Origin of the sequence: Nocardiopsis sp. LOL_012 (assembly GCF_048060475.1) — a bacterium.
Classification (GTDB): domain Bacteria; phylum Actinomycetota; class Actinomycetes; order Streptosporangiales; family Streptosporangiaceae; genus Nocardiopsis.
On sequence record NZ_JBHMIV010000028.1, the window covers coordinates 20,823 to 36,570 of the forward strand.

Genomic DNA, 15,748 nt, shown 5'->3' on the forward strand with positions numbered 1-15,748 from the left:
GGAGGAACAGGACCGATGTCGCGAAACACCGTCAACAAGGTGGCCGGGGGGTCGACGGTGACGCTACAGTCACGACTGTGGAGCTGAAGATATCGAGCCGGTCTCGCGACGTCGCGGTGGTCACCGTGAGCGGCGAGATCGACCTGTACACGGCACCCCGGTTGCGCAGCGGCCTCATCGGGGCTCTGGACGACGGTGCGCGGCGGCTGGTCGTCGACATGTCGCGGACCGAGTTCTGCGACTCGACCGGCATCAGCGTGCTGCTGTCCGCCATGAAGCGCTCACGCGGCAAGGGGGGCGATGTGGAACTGGTGGCGCCCAAGGCGGCTGTCCGCAAGGTCCTGGAGGTCACCGGGCTGGACGAGGTCTTCACCATCCACCGTGACCTGGACGCGTTGCCGGTGGCCGCCGGAACCGGCAACGCCCCTTAGCGGGCGGCCGTGCGCCAGGGGCAGAACGGCGGTTCCCGCGGCGGGGTCGCCGTGGTGATCGCCGCCAAGGACGAGGCGGATCGCATCGGCGCCACCATCCGTGCGGCCCGCGCGCTGCCCGGGGTCGACCTGGTCGTGGTCGTGGACGACGGTTCCGCCGACACCACCTCTGAGGTGGCGCGCCGGGCGGGCGCCCGTGTACTGGCCCACGGCCGCAACCGGGGCAAGGGCGCGGCCATGGAGACGGGCGCCGCCGGGGTGCGCTCCGCCGATCTCGCCGAACCCGGTGCCCCGCCCCGCCATCTCCTCTTCCTCGACGCCGACCTCGGGGAGACCGCCGCGCGGGCGGCACCCCTGATCACCCCGGTCCTGGACGGGCGGACCGACATGACGATCGCCCTGTTCCCCGCCACCCGCCTGCGTCTGGGCGGGCACGGCTTCGTCGTACGGCTCTCCCGGGCCGGCGTGCTCAGGGCCACCGGCTGGGAGCCGGAACAGCCCCTCAGCGGGCAGCGCTGCCTGACCCGCGCCGCGTTCGAGGCGGCCCGCCCCCTGGCTTCGGGCTTCGGTGTGGAGACCGGACTGACCATCGACGTGCTGCGCGCGGGGCTTCGTGTACTGGAGGTCGAGGTGCGGTTGGAGCACAGGGCGACCGGAACCGACCTGCGGGCCCAGGCGCACCGGGCACGGCAGTTCGCGGACGTCGCCCGGGCGCTGGCGGTACGCGGTCTCCGCCCGACGGTACGGCGGCGGCCGGGCCGGGCCCGGGGGCGTGCGGCCGGGGGTGAACCCGAGCGAGAGGTCGGCCGACCGTCCCGTGGATATCGCCGCGATTAACCGTGCGAGAGCTGTGTGTAGCGATACGATCGCACAGTGTTCACTTTGCTCCTGAATTCTCTCGGCATCATCGTGGGCGTGGGCGGCCTCCTGCTCGGCGCCTCCGCACTCGTCACGGCCAGGAGGCTCGGTGAGGAACGCCGGATGCCCGTGCCGACGGCTCCGGACGGTGCCTCCGGTGTCGATCCGCGTGCCGTGCGCGACGTCGCTCTCCTGCGCTACGACGCACTGGAGGAGATGTCGGGGGCACGGTCGTTCTCCCTGGCCCTGCTCAACGGTGAGGGCGACGGTGTGGTCCTCACCTCGATCAACGGGCGGACCGAGACCCGCACCTACGCCAAGGAGATCCGGGCCGGAGAGGCGGACAGCCTGCTCAGCCCGGAGGAGTGCCGGGTGGTGCGCTCCGCGCGCCTGGGCAACGGTGTCGGTACGGTGTCCCGATCCTTCCCGGTGACGGAGCAGGACGCCGTGGTCGTCTCGCGGCGGCGGGAGGCGGGCGAAAGCGCATCCGATGAGGACACCTCCGACCTCAGGTCCGTATAGTTGGAACATCATGCCCAACCGTTACGCCTTCCTCGGGCCCGAGGGCACCTTCACCGAAGCCGCGCTGCGCGACCTGCGCCCCGAGGCGCCCGACAACGCCCGCATCGCCTGTGAGGGGATCCCCTCAGTCTTCGACGCCGTCCGCTCCGGAGCCGTCGACGCCGGTGTCGTGCCCCTGGAGAACTCCGTCGAGGGCGGGGTCACCGCGACCATCGCCGAACTGATCAACGGCGAGCCGCTGGTCATCACCGGGGAGACGGCGGTCCCCGTGGAATTCACCCTGTTCACCAAGGACGGGACCGCACTGCAGGACGTCAAGCGGGTGGCGACCCACCCGCACGCGCTGGCCCAGTGCCGCGGCTGGCTCGCCCAGAACCTGCCGGACGCCGACACGCACGCCGTCTCGTCCACGGCCGCCGCCGCCCGTTCGCTGTCCGAACCCGGGTCGCCCTACGACGCGGCGATCTGCGCGTCGATCGCGGGCGAACGGTACGGGTTGCGCGCGCTGGCCACCGGGATCGGCGACCACTCCGACGCGGCCACCCGGTTCATCTACCTGTCCCGGCCCGGAACCCTGGCCGAACCCACCGGGTCCGACCTGACGTCTCTGGTGGCCTTCATCAACACCGACCACCCCGGCGCGCTCGTCGAACTGCTCAACCAGTTCGCCGTGCGCGGGGTCAACCTCACCCGGCTGGAGTCGCGCCCCACCGGGGACAAACTCGGCAACTACTGCTTCTGCATCGACGCGGAGGGCCACGTCGCGGAGGCACGTGTCGGCGAGGCGCTCATGGGTATCCGGCGCGTCTGCCGCGACGTCCGGTTCCTCGGCAGCTATCCGCGCAACGACCAGGCCCTTGAGGCGGACCCGCCGCTGCGCCCGCGCCCGGCCACGGACGCCGACTTCGCCGAGGCCGAGCAGTGGCTGGCTCGGATCCGCGCGGGGTACGTGGACTGAACCCATGGTCCCTCGCCAGCTCGGGACGTGCTCGGGCGCCAAAGAGGTCGGTGTCTTCGTCGCCCGCCCGTCGCCCACCACCACCCTCAACGGACGGCCACCGGCCGCAGCCCTGCCCGCCCGTCGCCCACCACCACCCTCAACCGACGCCTTGAGGTCGGAAGCGCGGGGGCCTCGCCGGTGCGGCCTCCTCGGCGGCGGCGCGGCGCAGTTCCCGGTAGAGGGCGAGGCGGAGCGCCGTGTCATGGGGCCGGGTGTCGTCCAGGACGGCGAGGAGCGCGCTCAGTTCCTCCGTGCCCAGCTCCGCCAGTGTCTTCACGTCCACTCTCCCCCGCGTCATGTCGGCGGGCGCTCGCGCCCCACCGGCTCTCCACACGAAATACGAGGTGGGGAGCGGTCCATGACGCGACTGCGGGGAATGGCGTCGTCGTCTCCCAGCGCTGACGGTAACCTGCAAGGCGTGATCGACCTTCGCGCTCTCCGAGAAGACCCCGAACGCCTCCGTGCCTCGCAGCGGGCCCGCGGGGAGGACGCCTCCTTCGCCGACCGGCTGCTCGAACTCGACGCCGACCGCCGATCGGCGCTGAGCCGGTTCGAGTCCCTGCGCGCCGAGCAGAAGAGCGTGGGCAAGTCCGTCTCCAAGGCCTCCCCCGAAGAGCGCGAGGGACTCCTCACCCGCGCCAAGGCGCTGGCCGCCGAGGTCAAGGAGGCGGAGGCGGAGGCCGGCCGGCTCGCCGACGAACTCGACACCGTGCTCTCCCGCGTGCCCAACCTGGTGCATCCCGACGCCCCCGGGGGCGGTGTGGACGACTTCCGGGTCATGGAGACCGTGGGAGAACCGCGGGTCTTCGACTTCACCCCGCGCGACCACTTGGAGCTGGGCGAGATGCTCGGCGCCATCGACATGGAGCGCGGGGCCAAGGTCTCCGGAGCCCGGTTCTACTTCCTCACCGGTGTGGGCGCCCAACTGGAGCTGGCCCTGCTCACCATGGCCATGAACCAGGCGGTGCAGGCGGGCTTCACCCCGATGGTCCCGCCGGTCCTGGTCAAGCCCGAGACCATGGAGGGCACCGGGTTCCTCGGTGAGCACTCGGACGAGGTGTACCACCTGCCGGCCGACGACCTCTACCTGGTCGGTACCTCGGAGGTGCCGCTGGCCGGTTACCATGCGGGCGAGATCCTGCCCGCCGACGCCCTGCCGAACCGCTACATCGGGTGGTCGCCCTGCTTCCGCCGCGAGGCGGGCTCCTACGGCAAGGACACGCGCGGCATCATCCGGGTCCACCAGTTCAACAAGGTGGAGATGTTCGTCTACACCCACCCGGACCAGGCCGACGAGGAGCACCTGCGGCTGCTGGCCTGGGAGCGGGAGATGCTGGACAAGCTGGACCTGCCCTACCGCGTGGTGGACATCGCCGGCGGCGACCTGGGCACCAGCGCCGCCCGCAAGTACGACTGCGAGGCGTGGGTTCCCACCCAGGAGACCTACCGGGAGCTGACCTCCACGTCGAACTGCACGGACTTCCAGGCGCGGCGGCTCAACGTGCGCTTCCGTGAGGACGGCAGGACGCGTTTCGCCGCCACGCTCAACGGTACGCTCGCCACCACGCGGTGGATCGTCGCCCTCCTGGAGAACCACCAGCGCGAGGACGGCTCGGTCGTCGTCCCCGAGGCGCTGCGCCCCTACCTGGGGCGCGACGTCCTGGAGCCGGTCCGCGCGCCGAGGAAGCAGAAGGGCTGATCCCGCCCGAGTGAAGCCGGGAGCCCGCCCCGTCCGGGGCGGGCTCCGGTGCGTTCGCGGGAACGGTTACAGGTAGGGTCCCGAGGCCATGCCCTGGTGGTCTCCTCCGCCGTCGGAGCCCTGGAGGCCGGACAGGCCCGGCGGCAGGGCCTTGCGCATGTTCTCCAACTGGGCGCGGGCCGCCATCTGCTGGGCGAACAGGGTCGTCTGGATGCCGTGGAACAGCCCCTCCAGCCAGCCCACCAACTGGGCCTGGGCGATCCTCAGCTCCGGCTCGCTGGGAGCCGAGCCGTCGGCGAACGGCAGTGTCAGCCGCTCCAGTTCCTCGATGAGCTCCGGGGCGAGACCGTCCTCCAGTTCCTTGATGGAGGAGGTGTGGATCTCCTTGAGGCGGGCCCGGCTGGCCTCGTCGAGGGGGGCGGCCTTGACCTCCTCCAGAAGCTGCCGGATCATGCTGCCGATCCGCATCACCTTGGCGGGCTGCTCCACCATGTCGGTCAGGGAGCGGGGCTCACCGCTTCCCTCGTCGTGATCTTCCCCCTCGGCCCGGTCGGCGCCCACCAACAGGATGCGGGGCTGGTCGTCGTGGTCCGCGTTCGTCATCGGTCTCCTTCGCAAGGATGTCGTGGCACCCGGTCACAGGGTGAGCAGGATCTTGCCCGTGTGCGCGCTCGATTCCATGATGCGGTGCGCCTCGGCCGCCTCCCGCATCGGAACCGTCCGGTCGATCACCGGCCGAACGGCCCCCTTCTCCACCAACGGCCAGACCTGGTCGCGTACTCCGGCGGTGATGGCCGCCTTCTCCTCGACCGGCCGGGACCGGAGGGTGGTCGCGTGTACGGAGAGGCGCTTGACGAGCATGCGGCCCAGGTCGAGTTCGGCGGAGCGGCCGCCCATGAGCGCGATGACCACCAGGCGCCCGCCGGTCTTCAGGGACCGCAGGTTGGCGTCCAGATAGGAGCCACCCATGAGGTCCAGGACCACGTCCGCTCCGCCCAGGGAGCGCATCCGCTCGGTGAAGTCCTCGGTCCGGTAGTTGATCGCGGTCTCGGCGCCCAGATCACGGCAGAAGTCCAGCTTCTCGTCGCTGCCCGCGGTGACGGCCACCCGTGCACCGAGTTCGCGCGCGAACTGGATGGCGAACGTGCCGATACCGCTGCTGCCGCCATGGACCAGGAGGGTCTCCCCGGACTTGAGCCGTGCCTCCGGCACCAGGTTCGACCACACGGTGCACGCGGCCTCGGGCAGGGCGGCCGCCTCGACCGTCCCGACGCCCTTGGGGACCGGCAGTAGCTGTCCCACCGGTACGGCCACGCGTTCGGCGTAGCCGCCCCCGGCGAGGAGGGCGCACACGGGGTCGCCCACCGCCCACCCGGAGTCGTGGGCGCCGGAACCGAGGGCGGCGATGGTTCCCGAGCACTCCAGGCCCGGGTACTCGGGTGCGCCGGGCGGTGGGGGGTAGGCCCCCTCGCGCTGTGCGATGTCGGCCCGGTTGAGGGCGCTCGCGGCGACCTCGACGACGACCTCGCCGGGGCCGGGAACCGGGTCGGGGACCTCGGACCAGGAGAGGGCGTCGGGTCCGCCTGGCGCGGTGATGCGCATTGCGTACATGGGTCCGAGATTACCCGCGCCGTGTTCGGCCCGTTCGGGGGATCAAGCCCACATGTTCGCCGAACGGGATGCTTCTCCTGTGCCGTACGGGTATGAGTGGGACCGGGAGCGTTCCTGGTCGGAACCCGCTCCCGGTCGACCCTCTCTCACCCCTCAACGCCTCTTGGGGAGCACTCTGGTGGCACACAAGGAACACGATGGACCGGACCTGAACACCGGGCCCCGCGACGAGCCGCTCTGGCACTCGCCCGCGGACGGCGCGCGGGAGGGGGAGGGCGCCTCAGACGACGCCGGGCCCGCGTCCGCCCCCTCCCCCCGGGAGCAGTGGTTCGGCGGGTTCGAGGGGGCCGAGGCCCCGCCCCCGCCGCCCTACGCCCGGATCCCCGAGGACGGCCGGACACCGCCGCAGGAGGACCCGCCCGTGGAACCCGAGGCGGGTGAGGGGCCGGAGACCGCGGACGGGGACGGCGGCACGGTCCGGCTGTTCCCCGACCGCCCGGAGCCGGTGCGCCCGTCCCTGCCCCCGCGACCGGTCCGGCCGGGGGCCGAGGAAGCGGAACCGTTCGGCACCGGCCGGACGCGGGGGGCGTCCGACGTCCCCGAGCCCGAGCAACTGCCCCCTCTGGAGGTCGAACGCGTCGATCCGGCGCCGGCCCCCACCCGTCCGGCCGCGGAGCGGTCCGGGACCGTGCAGGCCCCGGACGGTGCTCCTGAGCCCGATACCCCCTGGACCGGCCAGACCCCGGTACCTCCGCGTTCGTTGGCCGGGCCACGGGCCGACACCGCGCCGCCGCAGAGCCCGCCGCGCCCGGCCCCGTCCCTGCGGGAGGGCGGCGAGACCGCCGAGTCGCTCAACACCGCCAGCCTGGTGCGCACCCGTCGCCAGGGGCCCGACGGAGGGTGGCGCAAGGCCGTGCACACCATGACCCTGGGGCTGGTCACCCCAGGGGAGTCGGCGCGGGAGCGGCGCCACCGCGAACTCGTCTCCCGGGCGAGCACCCCCGTCGCCGGCGGACACCACCGCGTGGCGGTCCTCAGCCTGAAGGGAGGCGTCGGCAAGACCACCACCACGGTCGCCCTCGGCGCCACACTGGCCTCCCTGCGCGGTGACCGGGTCCTGGCGGTCGACGCCAACCCGGACCGGGGCACCCTCTCGGACAAGGTGCGCCTGGAGACCTCCGCGACCATCCGCGACCTGCTCAACGAGAGCCACCTGGTGTCGCGGTACGCCGACATCCGCGGGTTCACCTCGCAGGCGCCCAGCCGGTTGGAGATCCTCGCCTCGGACCGCGATCCCGCGGTCTCGGAGGCGTTCAGCGAGGAGGACTACCGCGAGGTGGCGCGGATCGTCGAGCACTTCTACTCCATCTGCATCACCGACTGCGGTACGGGGCTGCTCCACTCCGCCATGCGCGGTGTGCTCGGCCTCGCCGACCAGGTGGTGCTCGTGAGTTCGGCCTCGGTGGACGGGGCGCGCAGCGCCAGCGCCACCCTGGACTGGCTGGAGGCGCACGGGTACGGCGGCCTGGTCCGGGGCGCGGCCGTGGTCCTGTCCATGGTCCGGCCCAACTCCAAGAGCAGCGTCGACCTGGAACGGCTGGAGGGGCACTTCGCCGGCCGGTGCCGGACGGTGGTCCGGGTGCCGTGGGACGGCCACCTGGAGGAGGGGGCGGAGGTGGATCTGGACAGGCTCGACGCCGGGACCAGGGACGCCTATCTGATGCTGGCGGCCAGCGTGGGGGAGGGGTTCGCCTGACGACCGTGCCGATCCGGTGGGCGGGGCTCTGGTGCCGTACGCCCCCGTGTCACCAGAATGGAGAGGACACGGAGAGGTTGTGAAGATGAGCGAACAGCAACGCGGGCACGCCGTCGTGGTCGGGGTGGACGGCTCCCCCGCGGCCCATGCCGCACTGGAGTGGGCCGCGGACGCGGCGGCCAGGCGCGGGGTGGGCCTGCGGATCGTGCACGGGCTGGGTGCGCCTACGGAGGACCACAGCGCTTCGGACCGTGACACCGAGGCCGAGGAGGCGCGCAGGTACGGCAGGGAGCTGCTGTCCGACAGCGCCCACCTGGTCCAGAGGATCCGTCCGGAGGTGGAGGCGGTGACCGTGCTGTCCCCGGAGGACGGTCCGGACGCGGTGCTCCACGAGGCGCGGCACGGCGACGTCATCGTGGTGGGTTCGCGCGGGTTGGGGGCCGTCCGGGCGATCGTCCACGGTTCGGTGACCACAAGGGCGGCCTCCCACGCCCCCTGCCCGGTGGTGGCCGTCCCGGCCCATGAGGACCGGCCCACACCCCTGGACGGGCCGCCCGAACCCAGGGGGGTGATCGTCGTGGGTGTGGACGGCTCGGAGTCGTCCCGCAGGGCGCTGCGTTTCGGCCTGGGCGAGGCCCTGCTCAGTGGCGCCTCGGTGGAGGTGGTCAACAGTTGGGAGGTGCCGCTGCCCGCGGACGTGACGGCGCTCGGGGCGGACATACGGGAGACGCACGAGGAGGTGTTCGACCGGCAGTCCGAGGAGATCGTCGCCGGGGTGCTCGCGGAGGTGATCGACGACCGCACCGAGCGGGTGGACATCAGCGCGGTCCGTACCCAGGCCGACCCCGTCGATTCCCTGGTGGCCGCGGGCGACAGAGCGGATCTGGTCGTGGTCGGCTCGCGTGGCCGGGGCGGTGTGAGCGGCCTGGTCATGGGGTCGGTCAGCCAGGGGGTGATCCGCGAGTCGCGGGTCCCCGTGGCGGTGCTGCCCCCGCGCTCGGAGGAGACGGAGTGAGAACGGCCGGAGGACCCCGCCTGTGCCGCTGCCGTGTCAGCACCCCTTTTCCGGTGATCATTGAGAGTAGACGTAGGGGGAGACCATGACCAAGCAGACAGAGCACCATCCCCACGTGGTGGTGGGGATCGACGGCTCGGACAACTCCAACGCGGCCCTGGAATGGGCGGCGGTGGAGGCGGACCGCAGAGGGGTGCCGCTCACACTCGTGTACGCGCTGGGCATGCCGCTGATCGTGACCGCCTACGGTCGGCCGGTCCGTTTCCAGCCGACCCAGGAGATCTCCGACCAGGCCGATCAGGTGATGACCCGGGCCGTGAAGCGGGCCGAGGAGATCGCGCCCTCGGTGGAGATCAAGACGATGACCGACCTGGAGGAGGCTCCGCTGGCGATCATCCGCCACTGCCACCCGCACGACCTCATCGTGGTCGGGACGAGGGGCATGGGGTCGGTCGCGTCGGTGTTCGCGGGGTCGGTCAGTGTTCGGTTGGCCGCGCACGCGCCCTGCCCAGTCGTCGCCGTGCCCGCCGCTGTCGGCGGCAGCCCGAAGACCACGGCCCTGGGCAAGGTCGTGGTCGGTGTGGACGGGTCCAAGCACGCGCGCCGTGCCCTGGGGCTCGCCGTGGACCTGGTGAAGGAGGGTTCCGGGGAGCTCGTCGTGGTCAATAGCTGGGAGGTCGTCTTCCCGCACGACCCGGTGGCGCTGACCGCTGCGGGATACCAGAGGCAGGACGAGGTGCTCGACCGCGAGTCGGAGTCGATGGTGGCCGAGCTGATAGCCGACGTCATCGACGAACGGGGCGACGAGGCTGGCGTCCCGGTCAGCGTGATCCGCACCCAGAAGTCTCCGACGGACGCCCTGATGGACGCCGCCGAGGACGCGGACGCGATCGTCGTCGGCTCCCGTGGGCGGGGGAGCGTGCTCGGCCTGCTGCTGGGGTCAGTGAGCCAGTCGGTGCTGCACCGGTCGAAGGTTCCCGTGGTGATCCTGCCCAAGCACGCCGACGAGGAGTAGGGGAGGGCGGTCGCGGCACGGCCGGACCTTTGTCGATCGTTGGCCTTGTCCGGAGACGGCGGCGGGAAGGCTCGCACCGGACCGGGCCCGAACGGAGGGCCCGGCGATGACGGGAGATACGTACACCCATGGCTCAGCTCATCGTTCTCGGCGTGGCCGACCGCGACACCGCCGAAGAAGCCCTCGACATCGCCGCCAGCCTCAACAGGCAGGAGCTCCTGCGCCTGCAGGACGGCGCCTACGCCTACAAGGACGCGAAGGGGCGCCCCCGCATCCACCAGACGGTGAACACCACCGGCAGGGGCGCTCTCGGCGGCGCCCTGTGGGGCACGCTCATCGGGCTGATCTTCCTCAACCCGATCCTGGGCATGGCGGTGGGCGCCGCCAGCGGCGCGGTCGCCGGCAAACTCACCGACATCGGCATCGACGACGACATGATCAAGCAGATCGGTGCCCAGCTCGACGACGGGCGCGCCGCGGTGTTCCTGCTCACCGACATCAACGCCGCCGACCGGGTCGTTGAGGCCTTCCGTCCGCTGGACCCCAAGGTCATCCAGACCAACCTGTCCAAGGACGACGAGCAGGAGCTCGTCGAGGCGCTGCGCGCCTGAGCCGGCCTCGTCCACGCCGCCGGTGCGCGCCGCACACCGGCGGCTCAGGTGTCGAGAGGGGAAGCCGTGTCCGGTGTGTTCGCCGGCATGCTGCCGTTCGTCTTCGGCCTCATAGCGGCACCGCTGTCCGTCGTGGCGGTGATCGTGCTGCTCACGGCCGACGGCGGCAGGGGCAGGGCGGTCGTGTTCATCGCGGCGTGGACGGCCGCGCTGTTCGGTGTCGCGCTCGTCGTCGCACTGCTCACCGGTCTGGGGTACGGCGGCGGCGCACCGCCCGCCTGGGTCGGCGCGGTGCAGTCGCTGGCGGGCACGCTCATGCTGGTCCTCGCCGTGCGGAGACTGCGGAGCTCGCTGCGCTCCTCCGGAGACGGGGACCCCGAACCGCCCGCGTGGATCGCCACCGTCAACGGGCTCACCCCGGTGAAGGTCGTGGGGCTGGCGGCTGCCATATCGGGCCTGGTCCCCAAGAACCTCGCGATGTCCCTCGGCGCGGGCACCGCCATCGGCGTCGGCGGCCTCGGCACCGGGGGCTCGGCCGCGTTCGCGCTCCTCTTCGCTGTTCTCGGTGCCGTCGGTCTCCTCACGCCGCTGGCGGTGGCGCTGGTCAGGGGCCCCGACGGTGACCGCGCACTGGAGCGGGCCCTCACCTGGCTGGTCGCCCGCCACGACACCGTCATGATGACCCTGCTGTTCGTCTTCGGCGGCGTGTTCCTCGACAAGGGCCTGACCACCCTGGCGGGCTGATATCCCGCCGCTCACGCGTCGGCTGTTCGGATCCCTGTGTCCTGGGGAGGGAACGCGTGTGAGGAGACGGGGATGAGCGAGACGTACGGCCGGGGCCCGAGGTTCGTCTCAGGGCGAACCTCGGGCCCCGGCTTCGCCCTGGGGCGAACCTCGGCGGCGGAGGGTGTGGGATTTGAACCCACGAAGCCCCGTCAAGGACTTGGTGCTTTTCAAGAGCACTGCACTCGGCCGCTATGCGAACCCTCCTGGTGGAGCACGACGCTCCGCCAGTCATGGTAGGGCATGCGCCGCTCTTGCACACCTGGCTTCCCAGGGGCCGTTCCGCGGGGCCTCAGCCGGTCGACTCCTCCCAGCGCCGGACCAGGGCGGCATGGCCGATGTCGGTCAGTGAGCCGTACACGCGCAGGCGGGCGATCCCGCCGTCGGGGAAGACGTCGGTGCGCACGTGGGTGACGGTGACCGGGGTGTCGAGGAGGAAGCGGTGCGGGCTGTCGGGTTGCAGCCTCGTGCGGTCGACGATCTCGAACCACGTGTCCGGGTCGCGCTCGGCGTCGCAGCCCAGGACGGTCACCCACCCGGCGGCGTTGCCCTTCAGGTAGGCGGTGTCCACCTCCAGCGCGCGGACCGAACCCTGCGCGGCGAGCCGGAGGCGCACCCAGTCGTTGCCGTGGTCCCTGCGGCGGCGGTTCTCCCAGCCGTCGTCCATCTTCGCGGAGCGGCCCGGGGCGATGATGTTCTCCGGAGGGGAGTAGAACCGGTCGGAGGCGTCCTCGACCGTTCCTCCGTGTTCCTGGGCGGCCAGGTCGAACCCGCCCAGGGCGGACAGCCATGCCGGGTCGGCGACCGGTGTGCCGTACACGCGCAGGCGGGCGATCCCGCCGTCGGGGAACTGCTTGAGCCGCAGATGGGTCCAGCGCCGTTCGACGGCGGTCGTGAAGTCGTTGGCCGCGTGCCCGTACACCGGGGTGCGCGGCACGATCTCGGTCCACTCGGCGGCCAGGAGCGCCTCGGGGGAGGGCGCGCCCTCGACATGGGCGGCCTCGACGCTCACCTCGGCCGGGTGGTTGCCGCGGAAGTGCGCGGTGTCCACGACGACCCCTTGGACGGTTCCGGGCAGGCCGAGGCGGACCAGGGCCCAGTCGTGGTCGTCGTCGGCGGGGTGGGGCTGTTCGGCGCTGGTGCCGCGTCGGCGGCGGGTCTCCCAGCCGTCCATGGCCTTGCCCTTGTGGCCGAAGACCTCGGGGTCGAACACGGCCGGTCCGGTGACGAGCAGGTTCTCCCGGTCGGCGAAGAACTCGTCGTTGGCGGCGATGACGGAGCCACCGAGCCGCCGGTCGGCGAGGTCGGTCAGGCCGGAGAAGTCGCGTGTGGCGGGCCTGTGGTCGGCGTAGGGGTCCCCGCCCCCGTAGGGCCGGGCGTTGTAGTCGCGGGGATCGACGGAAGCCGGTGGCGTCATGCTCTTCCCGTGGGCTGTGGGACGTGTGGTGTCCCCACGATCCCAGGGCGGGGCCGTGCGCGTCCACGTCCGGGCCACGGATTTGTCGTCCCTTCTGGGTAGGTTTCCCAGTGTCGACACCATGAGGAGGCAATGGCGTGAGACTGCGAGTGGACCGCGACGCGTTCGCCGAGGCGGTCGCCTGGACGGCTCGTGCCCTTCCCACCCGGCCCGCCGTGCCCGTGCTCGCGGGGATGCGCCTGCGAGTGGCCGAGGACGGCACCTCCCTGTACCTGTCCGGGTTCGACTACGAGGTCTCCACACGGGCGTCGGTCCACGTGGCGGCCGAGGAGGCGGGTGCCGCACTGGTGCCGGGCCGCCTGCTGGCGGAGATCGTGCGCAACCTTCCCCAGGGGTCGGTGACCATCGAGAGCGACGGCCCCAGGCTGCTCGTCACGGGGGGCGCGGCACGCTTCACGCTCGTCACGATGCCTCTGGAGGACTACCCGGACCTGCCGGGAATGCCCGGCGTGATCGGGTCGGCGCCCTCCGACGTGCTGGCGGCGGCGGTCCGTCAGGTCACACCCGCGGCGAGCCGGGACGACACCCTTCCCATGCTCACCGGTGTGTACATGGACTTCTCGGGCGACACCCTGACCCTCGTGGCGACCGACCGCTACCGGATCGCGCTGCGCGAGATGTGGTGGCAGCCCGCCGAGGCGGGGATCGACACCGCGGCCCTGGTGCCCGCCCGTACGCTCGCCGACATCGTGCGCGGCCTGGTGAGCAAGTCGAACGTCGATATCGCGCTCGCGGCTAGCGAGGGGCGGCCGACCGGCGCGGCGGACGGCATGGTGGGGTTCGAGAACGGGGAGCGCCGTACGACCACGCGACTCATCGACAGCGATTTCGTCACGTACGCCTCCTGGTTCCCCACCGAGTTCGCCGCGCGGGCGGAGGTCGCCGTGGGCCCGCTGCTGGAGACCGTCAAGCGGGTGGCGCTGGTCGCCGACCGGGGGACCCCGCTGCGGCTGGCCTTCTCCGCGGGGGAGGCCGTGCTGGAGGCGGGGTCGGGTGACGACGCACAGGCCGTCGAGTCCATGGGGGTCGCCTACGAGGGGGATCCTCTGCGGGTGGCGTTCCGTCCGGACTACCTCATCGACGGTCTCGCCGGGGTGGAGACCGATACCGCTTACCTGAATTTCACCGAGCCGACGAAACCCGCGGTGATCACCGACGTGCCCGCCAATGAGGGTGCCGCACCGGCCTTCCGTTATCTGGTCCAGCCGCTGCGGCTCTCCTGAACAGGGGCGGAACCGGGATCTCCGGGACTTCTCCGCCGATGTCCACAAGTTATCCACAGGCGTCTCGAATGCCTGTGGATAACCCAGGGCCATTGGTGCTCAAAAGGTGCGGGTCTTCCCTGGGAAGGCCGCTTGACACGGCTTTGACATGCGAAGACGTCGAAGATCCACAAGTCGGGGCGGCCTGTGGATAACTTCACGGTCTGGGCTATTCGCCCTCAGTCAGAGTGGACATCCCACCGGCGTTCACCGAAGCTCCCAGCCCCAACTCCGCCTCGCGCCCGCGGCGGTACCCGGCCCGGTACCCGGCCGCGCTGTGCGTGCGTTCGGGACGGTGTTTGCGCAACTGCGGGAACTGCCGCTGGAACTCCTCGCTGACGCGGTGAACGTCGTCGCGCAGCACCAGTTCCGCTCCGCGGGACGATTCCAAACCGCCGTTCTCCCCCGTACCGCCGGAGCCCTCGGCCCCCTTCTGGGCGGCCGCCTCCTGGAGCCGGGCACGGAAGTCGCGGATGCGTTCGGCCACGGCCTGTCCGTAGGCCCGCACGAACGACCGGTAGTAGCGCTTGCGTTCGGTCTCCAGTTCCGAGCGCGTGTAGTTGCGCAGTTCCCGGATATCGCTCACGTGCGTCGAACTCATGAACCTGGCCGAGGCCTCCATCTGCATCGAGATGGACGGCAGCAGCATACGCAGCGCCTCCAGGGCGTCCACGGTGCCCACCAGGATGATGGTGCGGTCGGCGTTGGTGGCGTTGTTGCCGCGCACCGCCGACTGGCAGCCGTACGCCGCGGCGATGTCCGCGAGGGCGCGGACCCGTGCCTTGCCGTGGCCGCCCACCCCCGTGACCGTGTAGTCCATACGGTTGATGGCGTCGGGTGCCTCGCCCCGTTCGGCCCGGGCCTCGGCCTCGGCGATCGCGTGCCGGGTCATCAGCTCGGCTGCCTTGGCGGTGAACGCCTGGCTCTCGGCATCGGTGACCGCGGGGTCCTCCGCCATGCGGAGAAGCCCGCGGACCCGCTCGACCATCTTCTGACGAGCAGCTTCAGTCATCGGCGCCCGGTCGTCTCCCTAGGTGAGTATCGGTGGTTCCGCCCATCGGCGGGAAACACCGAGCCTAGGCGTTCTTGTTCCCGACCACCATCGTGGTGCCCCCGAAGGCGGCCTAGTTCTTGTCGCCCGCCACCATGGCGACGATCCCGATGATGACCCACAGGACCAGGCCCGCGCCCAGACCGGCGAACAGGGCGCCGAACAGCCCGCTGAAGATCGCGAAGCTGCTGATCACGGATGCGACATAGCTCACGATGGCGGTGGCGCCGCCGCCGAGCAGGGCCGGAGCCGCCGCGTAGCGGAACGGGTAGGTCGCCGCCCACCGGCGGCCCCGGCGGTCGGCCTTCTTGCGGAGCACCCCGCCGACACCACCGATCAGGGCGAAGAAGAAGATTCCGGTCGTCACCGCCCCCGGGATACCGGCTAGGCCGAAGTTCATCAGGAAGGAGAGGGCACCGGCGACCGAGCCGCCCACGACCGACGCCCCCCAGGGCCAGATCATCGTCGCCGAGGCGACAGGAGTGAATGCGTTACCGCGCTCCAGCGTCATGTTCACCGCTCCAGTCGAATCGCGTGACGCCCGTCCTCGCACGGCCGTCTCCTCCAGCATGCGCTCCAGGGTCCGCCGTGACATCAGGGCACGTCCCTGATCTACCCCGGAGGCGCCCCCGCGGCACCCGGGGCGGGGCCCTACGC

General features: G+C 71.5%; 17 protein-coding genes and 1 tRNA gene. 11 read left to right on the top strand and 7 right to left on the bottom strand.

Translation table 11 applies throughout. The annotated features are described in order from the left end of the window. The first annotated feature begins 77 nt into the window (after positions 1-77). The 4 genes from ACFHWE_RS17245 to pheA are packed head-to-tail and all read left to right on the top strand — an operon-like array spanning position 78 to position 2,769. On the top strand, positions 78-431 hold the full coding sequence (locus ACFHWE_RS17245) for an STAS domain-containing protein (RefSeq protein ID WP_416602676.1): 354 nt from the start codon (positions 78-80) through the stop codon (positions 429-431). A gap of 9 nt (positions 432-440) precedes the next feature. Further along, positions 441-1,268: a glycosyltransferase family 2 protein gene (locus ACFHWE_RS17250; protein WP_416602677.1), complete on the top strand. Its 828-nt coding sequence runs from the start codon at positions 441-443 to the stop codon at positions 1,266-1,268. A 36-nt stretch (positions 1,269-1,304) separates the two neighbouring features. Then, entirely contained in the window at positions 1,305-1,811 is a 507-nt protein-coding gene (locus ACFHWE_RS17255) for a DUF4446 family protein (protein ID WP_416602678.1), read from the top strand. A gap of 10 nt (positions 1,812-1,821) precedes the next feature. Further along, positions 1,822-2,769, top strand: coding sequence for a prephenate dehydratase (gene pheA / locus ACFHWE_RS17260; protein WP_416602679.1), 948 nt, complete (start codon positions 1,822-1,824; stop codon positions 2,767-2,769). Between the two features lie 139 nt (positions 2,770-2,908). On the opposite strand, the gene ACFHWE_RS17265 is transcribed toward pheA, so the two are convergent. Continuing rightward, positions 2,909-3,088 carry a hypothetical protein gene (locus ACFHWE_RS17265; RefSeq protein ID WP_416602680.1) on the bottom strand — a complete coding sequence of 60 codons (180 nt, stop codon included), beginning with the start codon at positions 3,086-3,088 and terminating at the stop codon, positions 2,909-2,911. A 141-nt stretch (positions 3,089-3,229) separates the two neighbouring features. Between ACFHWE_RS17265 and serS the strand changes: the two genes are divergently transcribed. Continuing rightward, entirely contained in the window at positions 3,230-4,510 is a 1,281-nt protein-coding gene (gene serS, locus ACFHWE_RS17270; protein ID WP_416602682.1) for a serine--tRNA ligase, read from the top strand. Positions 4,511-4,576: 66 nt separating this feature from the next. On the opposite strand, the gene ACFHWE_RS17275 is transcribed toward serS, so the two are convergent. Both ACFHWE_RS17275 and ACFHWE_RS17280 read right to left on the bottom strand, forming a co-directional pair. Beyond that, positions 4,577-5,113: a bacterial proteasome activator family protein gene (locus tag ACFHWE_RS17275; protein ID WP_416602683.1), complete on the bottom strand. Its 537-nt coding sequence runs from the start codon at positions 5,111-5,113 to the stop codon at positions 4,577-4,579. 33 nt (positions 5,114-5,146) lie between these two features. After that, positions 5,147-6,121, bottom strand: a complete 975-nt coding sequence (locus ACFHWE_RS17280) for an NAD(P)H-quinone oxidoreductase (protein WP_416602684.1) — start codon at positions 6,119-6,121, stop codon at positions 5,147-5,149. 178 nt (positions 6,122-6,299) lie between these two features. Here ACFHWE_RS17280 and ACFHWE_RS17285 point away from each other — a divergent pair, with 178 nt between their 5' ends. From ACFHWE_RS17285 to ACFHWE_RS17305, 5 genes are all read left to right on the top strand, one after another. Then, complete coding sequence (locus ACFHWE_RS17285; protein WP_416602685.1) at positions 6,300-7,877, top strand: AAA family ATPase; 1,578 nt, start codon at positions 6,300-6,302, stop codon at positions 7,875-7,877. 85 nt (positions 7,878-7,962) lie between these two features. Beyond that, the gene (locus ACFHWE_RS17290) at positions 7,963-8,892 is read left to right on the top strand and encodes a universal stress protein (RefSeq protein ID WP_416602686.1); all 930 of its coding nucleotides are present in this window, start codon (positions 7,963-7,965) and stop codon (positions 8,890-8,892) included. Between the two features lie 85 nt (positions 8,893-8,977). After that, entirely contained in the window at positions 8,978-9,907 is a 930-nt protein-coding gene (locus ACFHWE_RS17295; protein WP_416602687.1) for a universal stress protein, read from the top strand. Between the two features lie 128 nt (positions 9,908-10,035). Then, complete coding sequence (locus ACFHWE_RS17300; protein WP_416602688.1) at positions 10,036-10,518, top strand: DUF1269 domain-containing protein; 483 nt, start codon at positions 10,036-10,038, stop codon at positions 10,516-10,518. A 66-nt stretch (positions 10,519-10,584) separates the two neighbouring features. Beyond that, positions 10,585-11,262, top strand: coding sequence for a GAP family protein (locus tag ACFHWE_RS17305; protein WP_416602689.1), 678 nt, complete (start codon positions 10,585-10,587; stop codon positions 11,260-11,262). A 157-nt stretch (positions 11,263-11,419) separates the two neighbouring features. Here the strand turns inward: ACFHWE_RS17305 and ACFHWE_RS17310 are convergent. Next, positions 11,420-11,508, bottom strand: a tRNA-Ser gene (locus tag ACFHWE_RS17310). 85 nt (positions 11,509-11,593) lie between these two features. Beyond that, the gene (gene alc, locus ACFHWE_RS17315; protein ID WP_416602690.1) at positions 11,594-12,718 is read right to left on the bottom strand and encodes an allantoicase; all 1,125 of its coding nucleotides are present in this window, start codon (positions 12,716-12,718) and stop codon (positions 11,594-11,596) included. Between the two features lie 137 nt (positions 12,719-12,855). Here alc and dnaN point away from each other — a divergent pair, with 137 nt between their 5' ends. Beyond that, the gene (dnaN, locus tag ACFHWE_RS17320) at positions 12,856-14,001 is read left to right on the top strand and encodes a DNA polymerase III subunit beta (RefSeq protein ID WP_416602691.1); all 1,146 of its coding nucleotides are present in this window, start codon (positions 12,856-12,858) and stop codon (positions 13,999-14,001) included. 208 nt (positions 14,002-14,209) lie between these two features. Here dnaN and ACFHWE_RS17325 read toward each other — a convergent pair whose 3' ends face one another. Both ACFHWE_RS17325 and ACFHWE_RS17330 read right to left on the bottom strand, forming a co-directional pair. Further along, positions 14,210-15,028 carry a DUF2786 domain-containing protein gene (locus tag ACFHWE_RS17325; RefSeq protein ID WP_416602716.1) on the bottom strand — a complete coding sequence of 273 codons (819 nt, stop codon included), beginning with the start codon at positions 15,026-15,028 and terminating at the stop codon, positions 14,210-14,212. A 136-nt stretch (positions 15,029-15,164) separates the two neighbouring features. After that, positions 15,165-15,602, bottom strand: coding sequence for a hypothetical protein (locus ACFHWE_RS17330; protein WP_028648554.1), 438 nt, complete (start codon positions 15,600-15,602; stop codon positions 15,165-15,167). Positions 15,603-15,748: the final 146 nt, after the last annotated feature.

Excerpts from the sequence above, each read along its gene's own strand:
- pheA (WP_416602679.1), top strand. The coding sequence starts at position 1,822 with ATGCCCAACCGTTACGCCTTCCTCGGGCCCGAGGGCACCTTCACCGAA.
- ACFHWE_RS17275 (WP_416602683.1), bottom strand. The coding sequence starts at position 5,113 with ATGACGAACGCGGACCACGACGACCAGCCCCGCATCCTGTTGGTGGGC.
- ACFHWE_RS17280 (WP_416602684.1), bottom strand. The coding sequence starts at position 6,121 with ATGTACGCAATGCGCATCACCGCGCCAGGCGGACCCGACGCCCTCTCC.
- ACFHWE_RS17290 (WP_416602686.1), top strand. The coding sequence starts at position 7,963 with ATGAGCGAACAGCAACGCGGGCACGCCGTCGTGGTCGGGGTGGACGGC.
- ACFHWE_RS17295 (WP_416602687.1), top strand. The coding sequence starts at position 8,978 with ATGACCAAGCAGACAGAGCACCATCCCCACGTGGTGGTGGGGATCGAC.
- ACFHWE_RS17300 (WP_416602688.1), top strand. The coding sequence starts at position 10,036 with ATGGCTCAGCTCATCGTTCTCGGCGTGGCCGACCGCGACACCGCCGAA.
- alc (WP_416602690.1), bottom strand. The coding sequence starts at position 12,718 with ATGACGCCACCGGCTTCCGTCGATCCCCGCGACTACAACGCCCGGCCC.
- ACFHWE_RS17325 (WP_416602716.1), bottom strand. The coding sequence starts at position 15,028 with ATGGTCGAGCGGGTCCGCGGGCTTCTCCGCATGGCGGAGGACCCCGCG.
- ACFHWE_RS17330 (WP_028648554.1), bottom strand. The coding sequence starts at position 15,602 with ATGACGCTGGAGCGCGGTAACGCATTCACTCCTGTCGCCTCGGCGACG.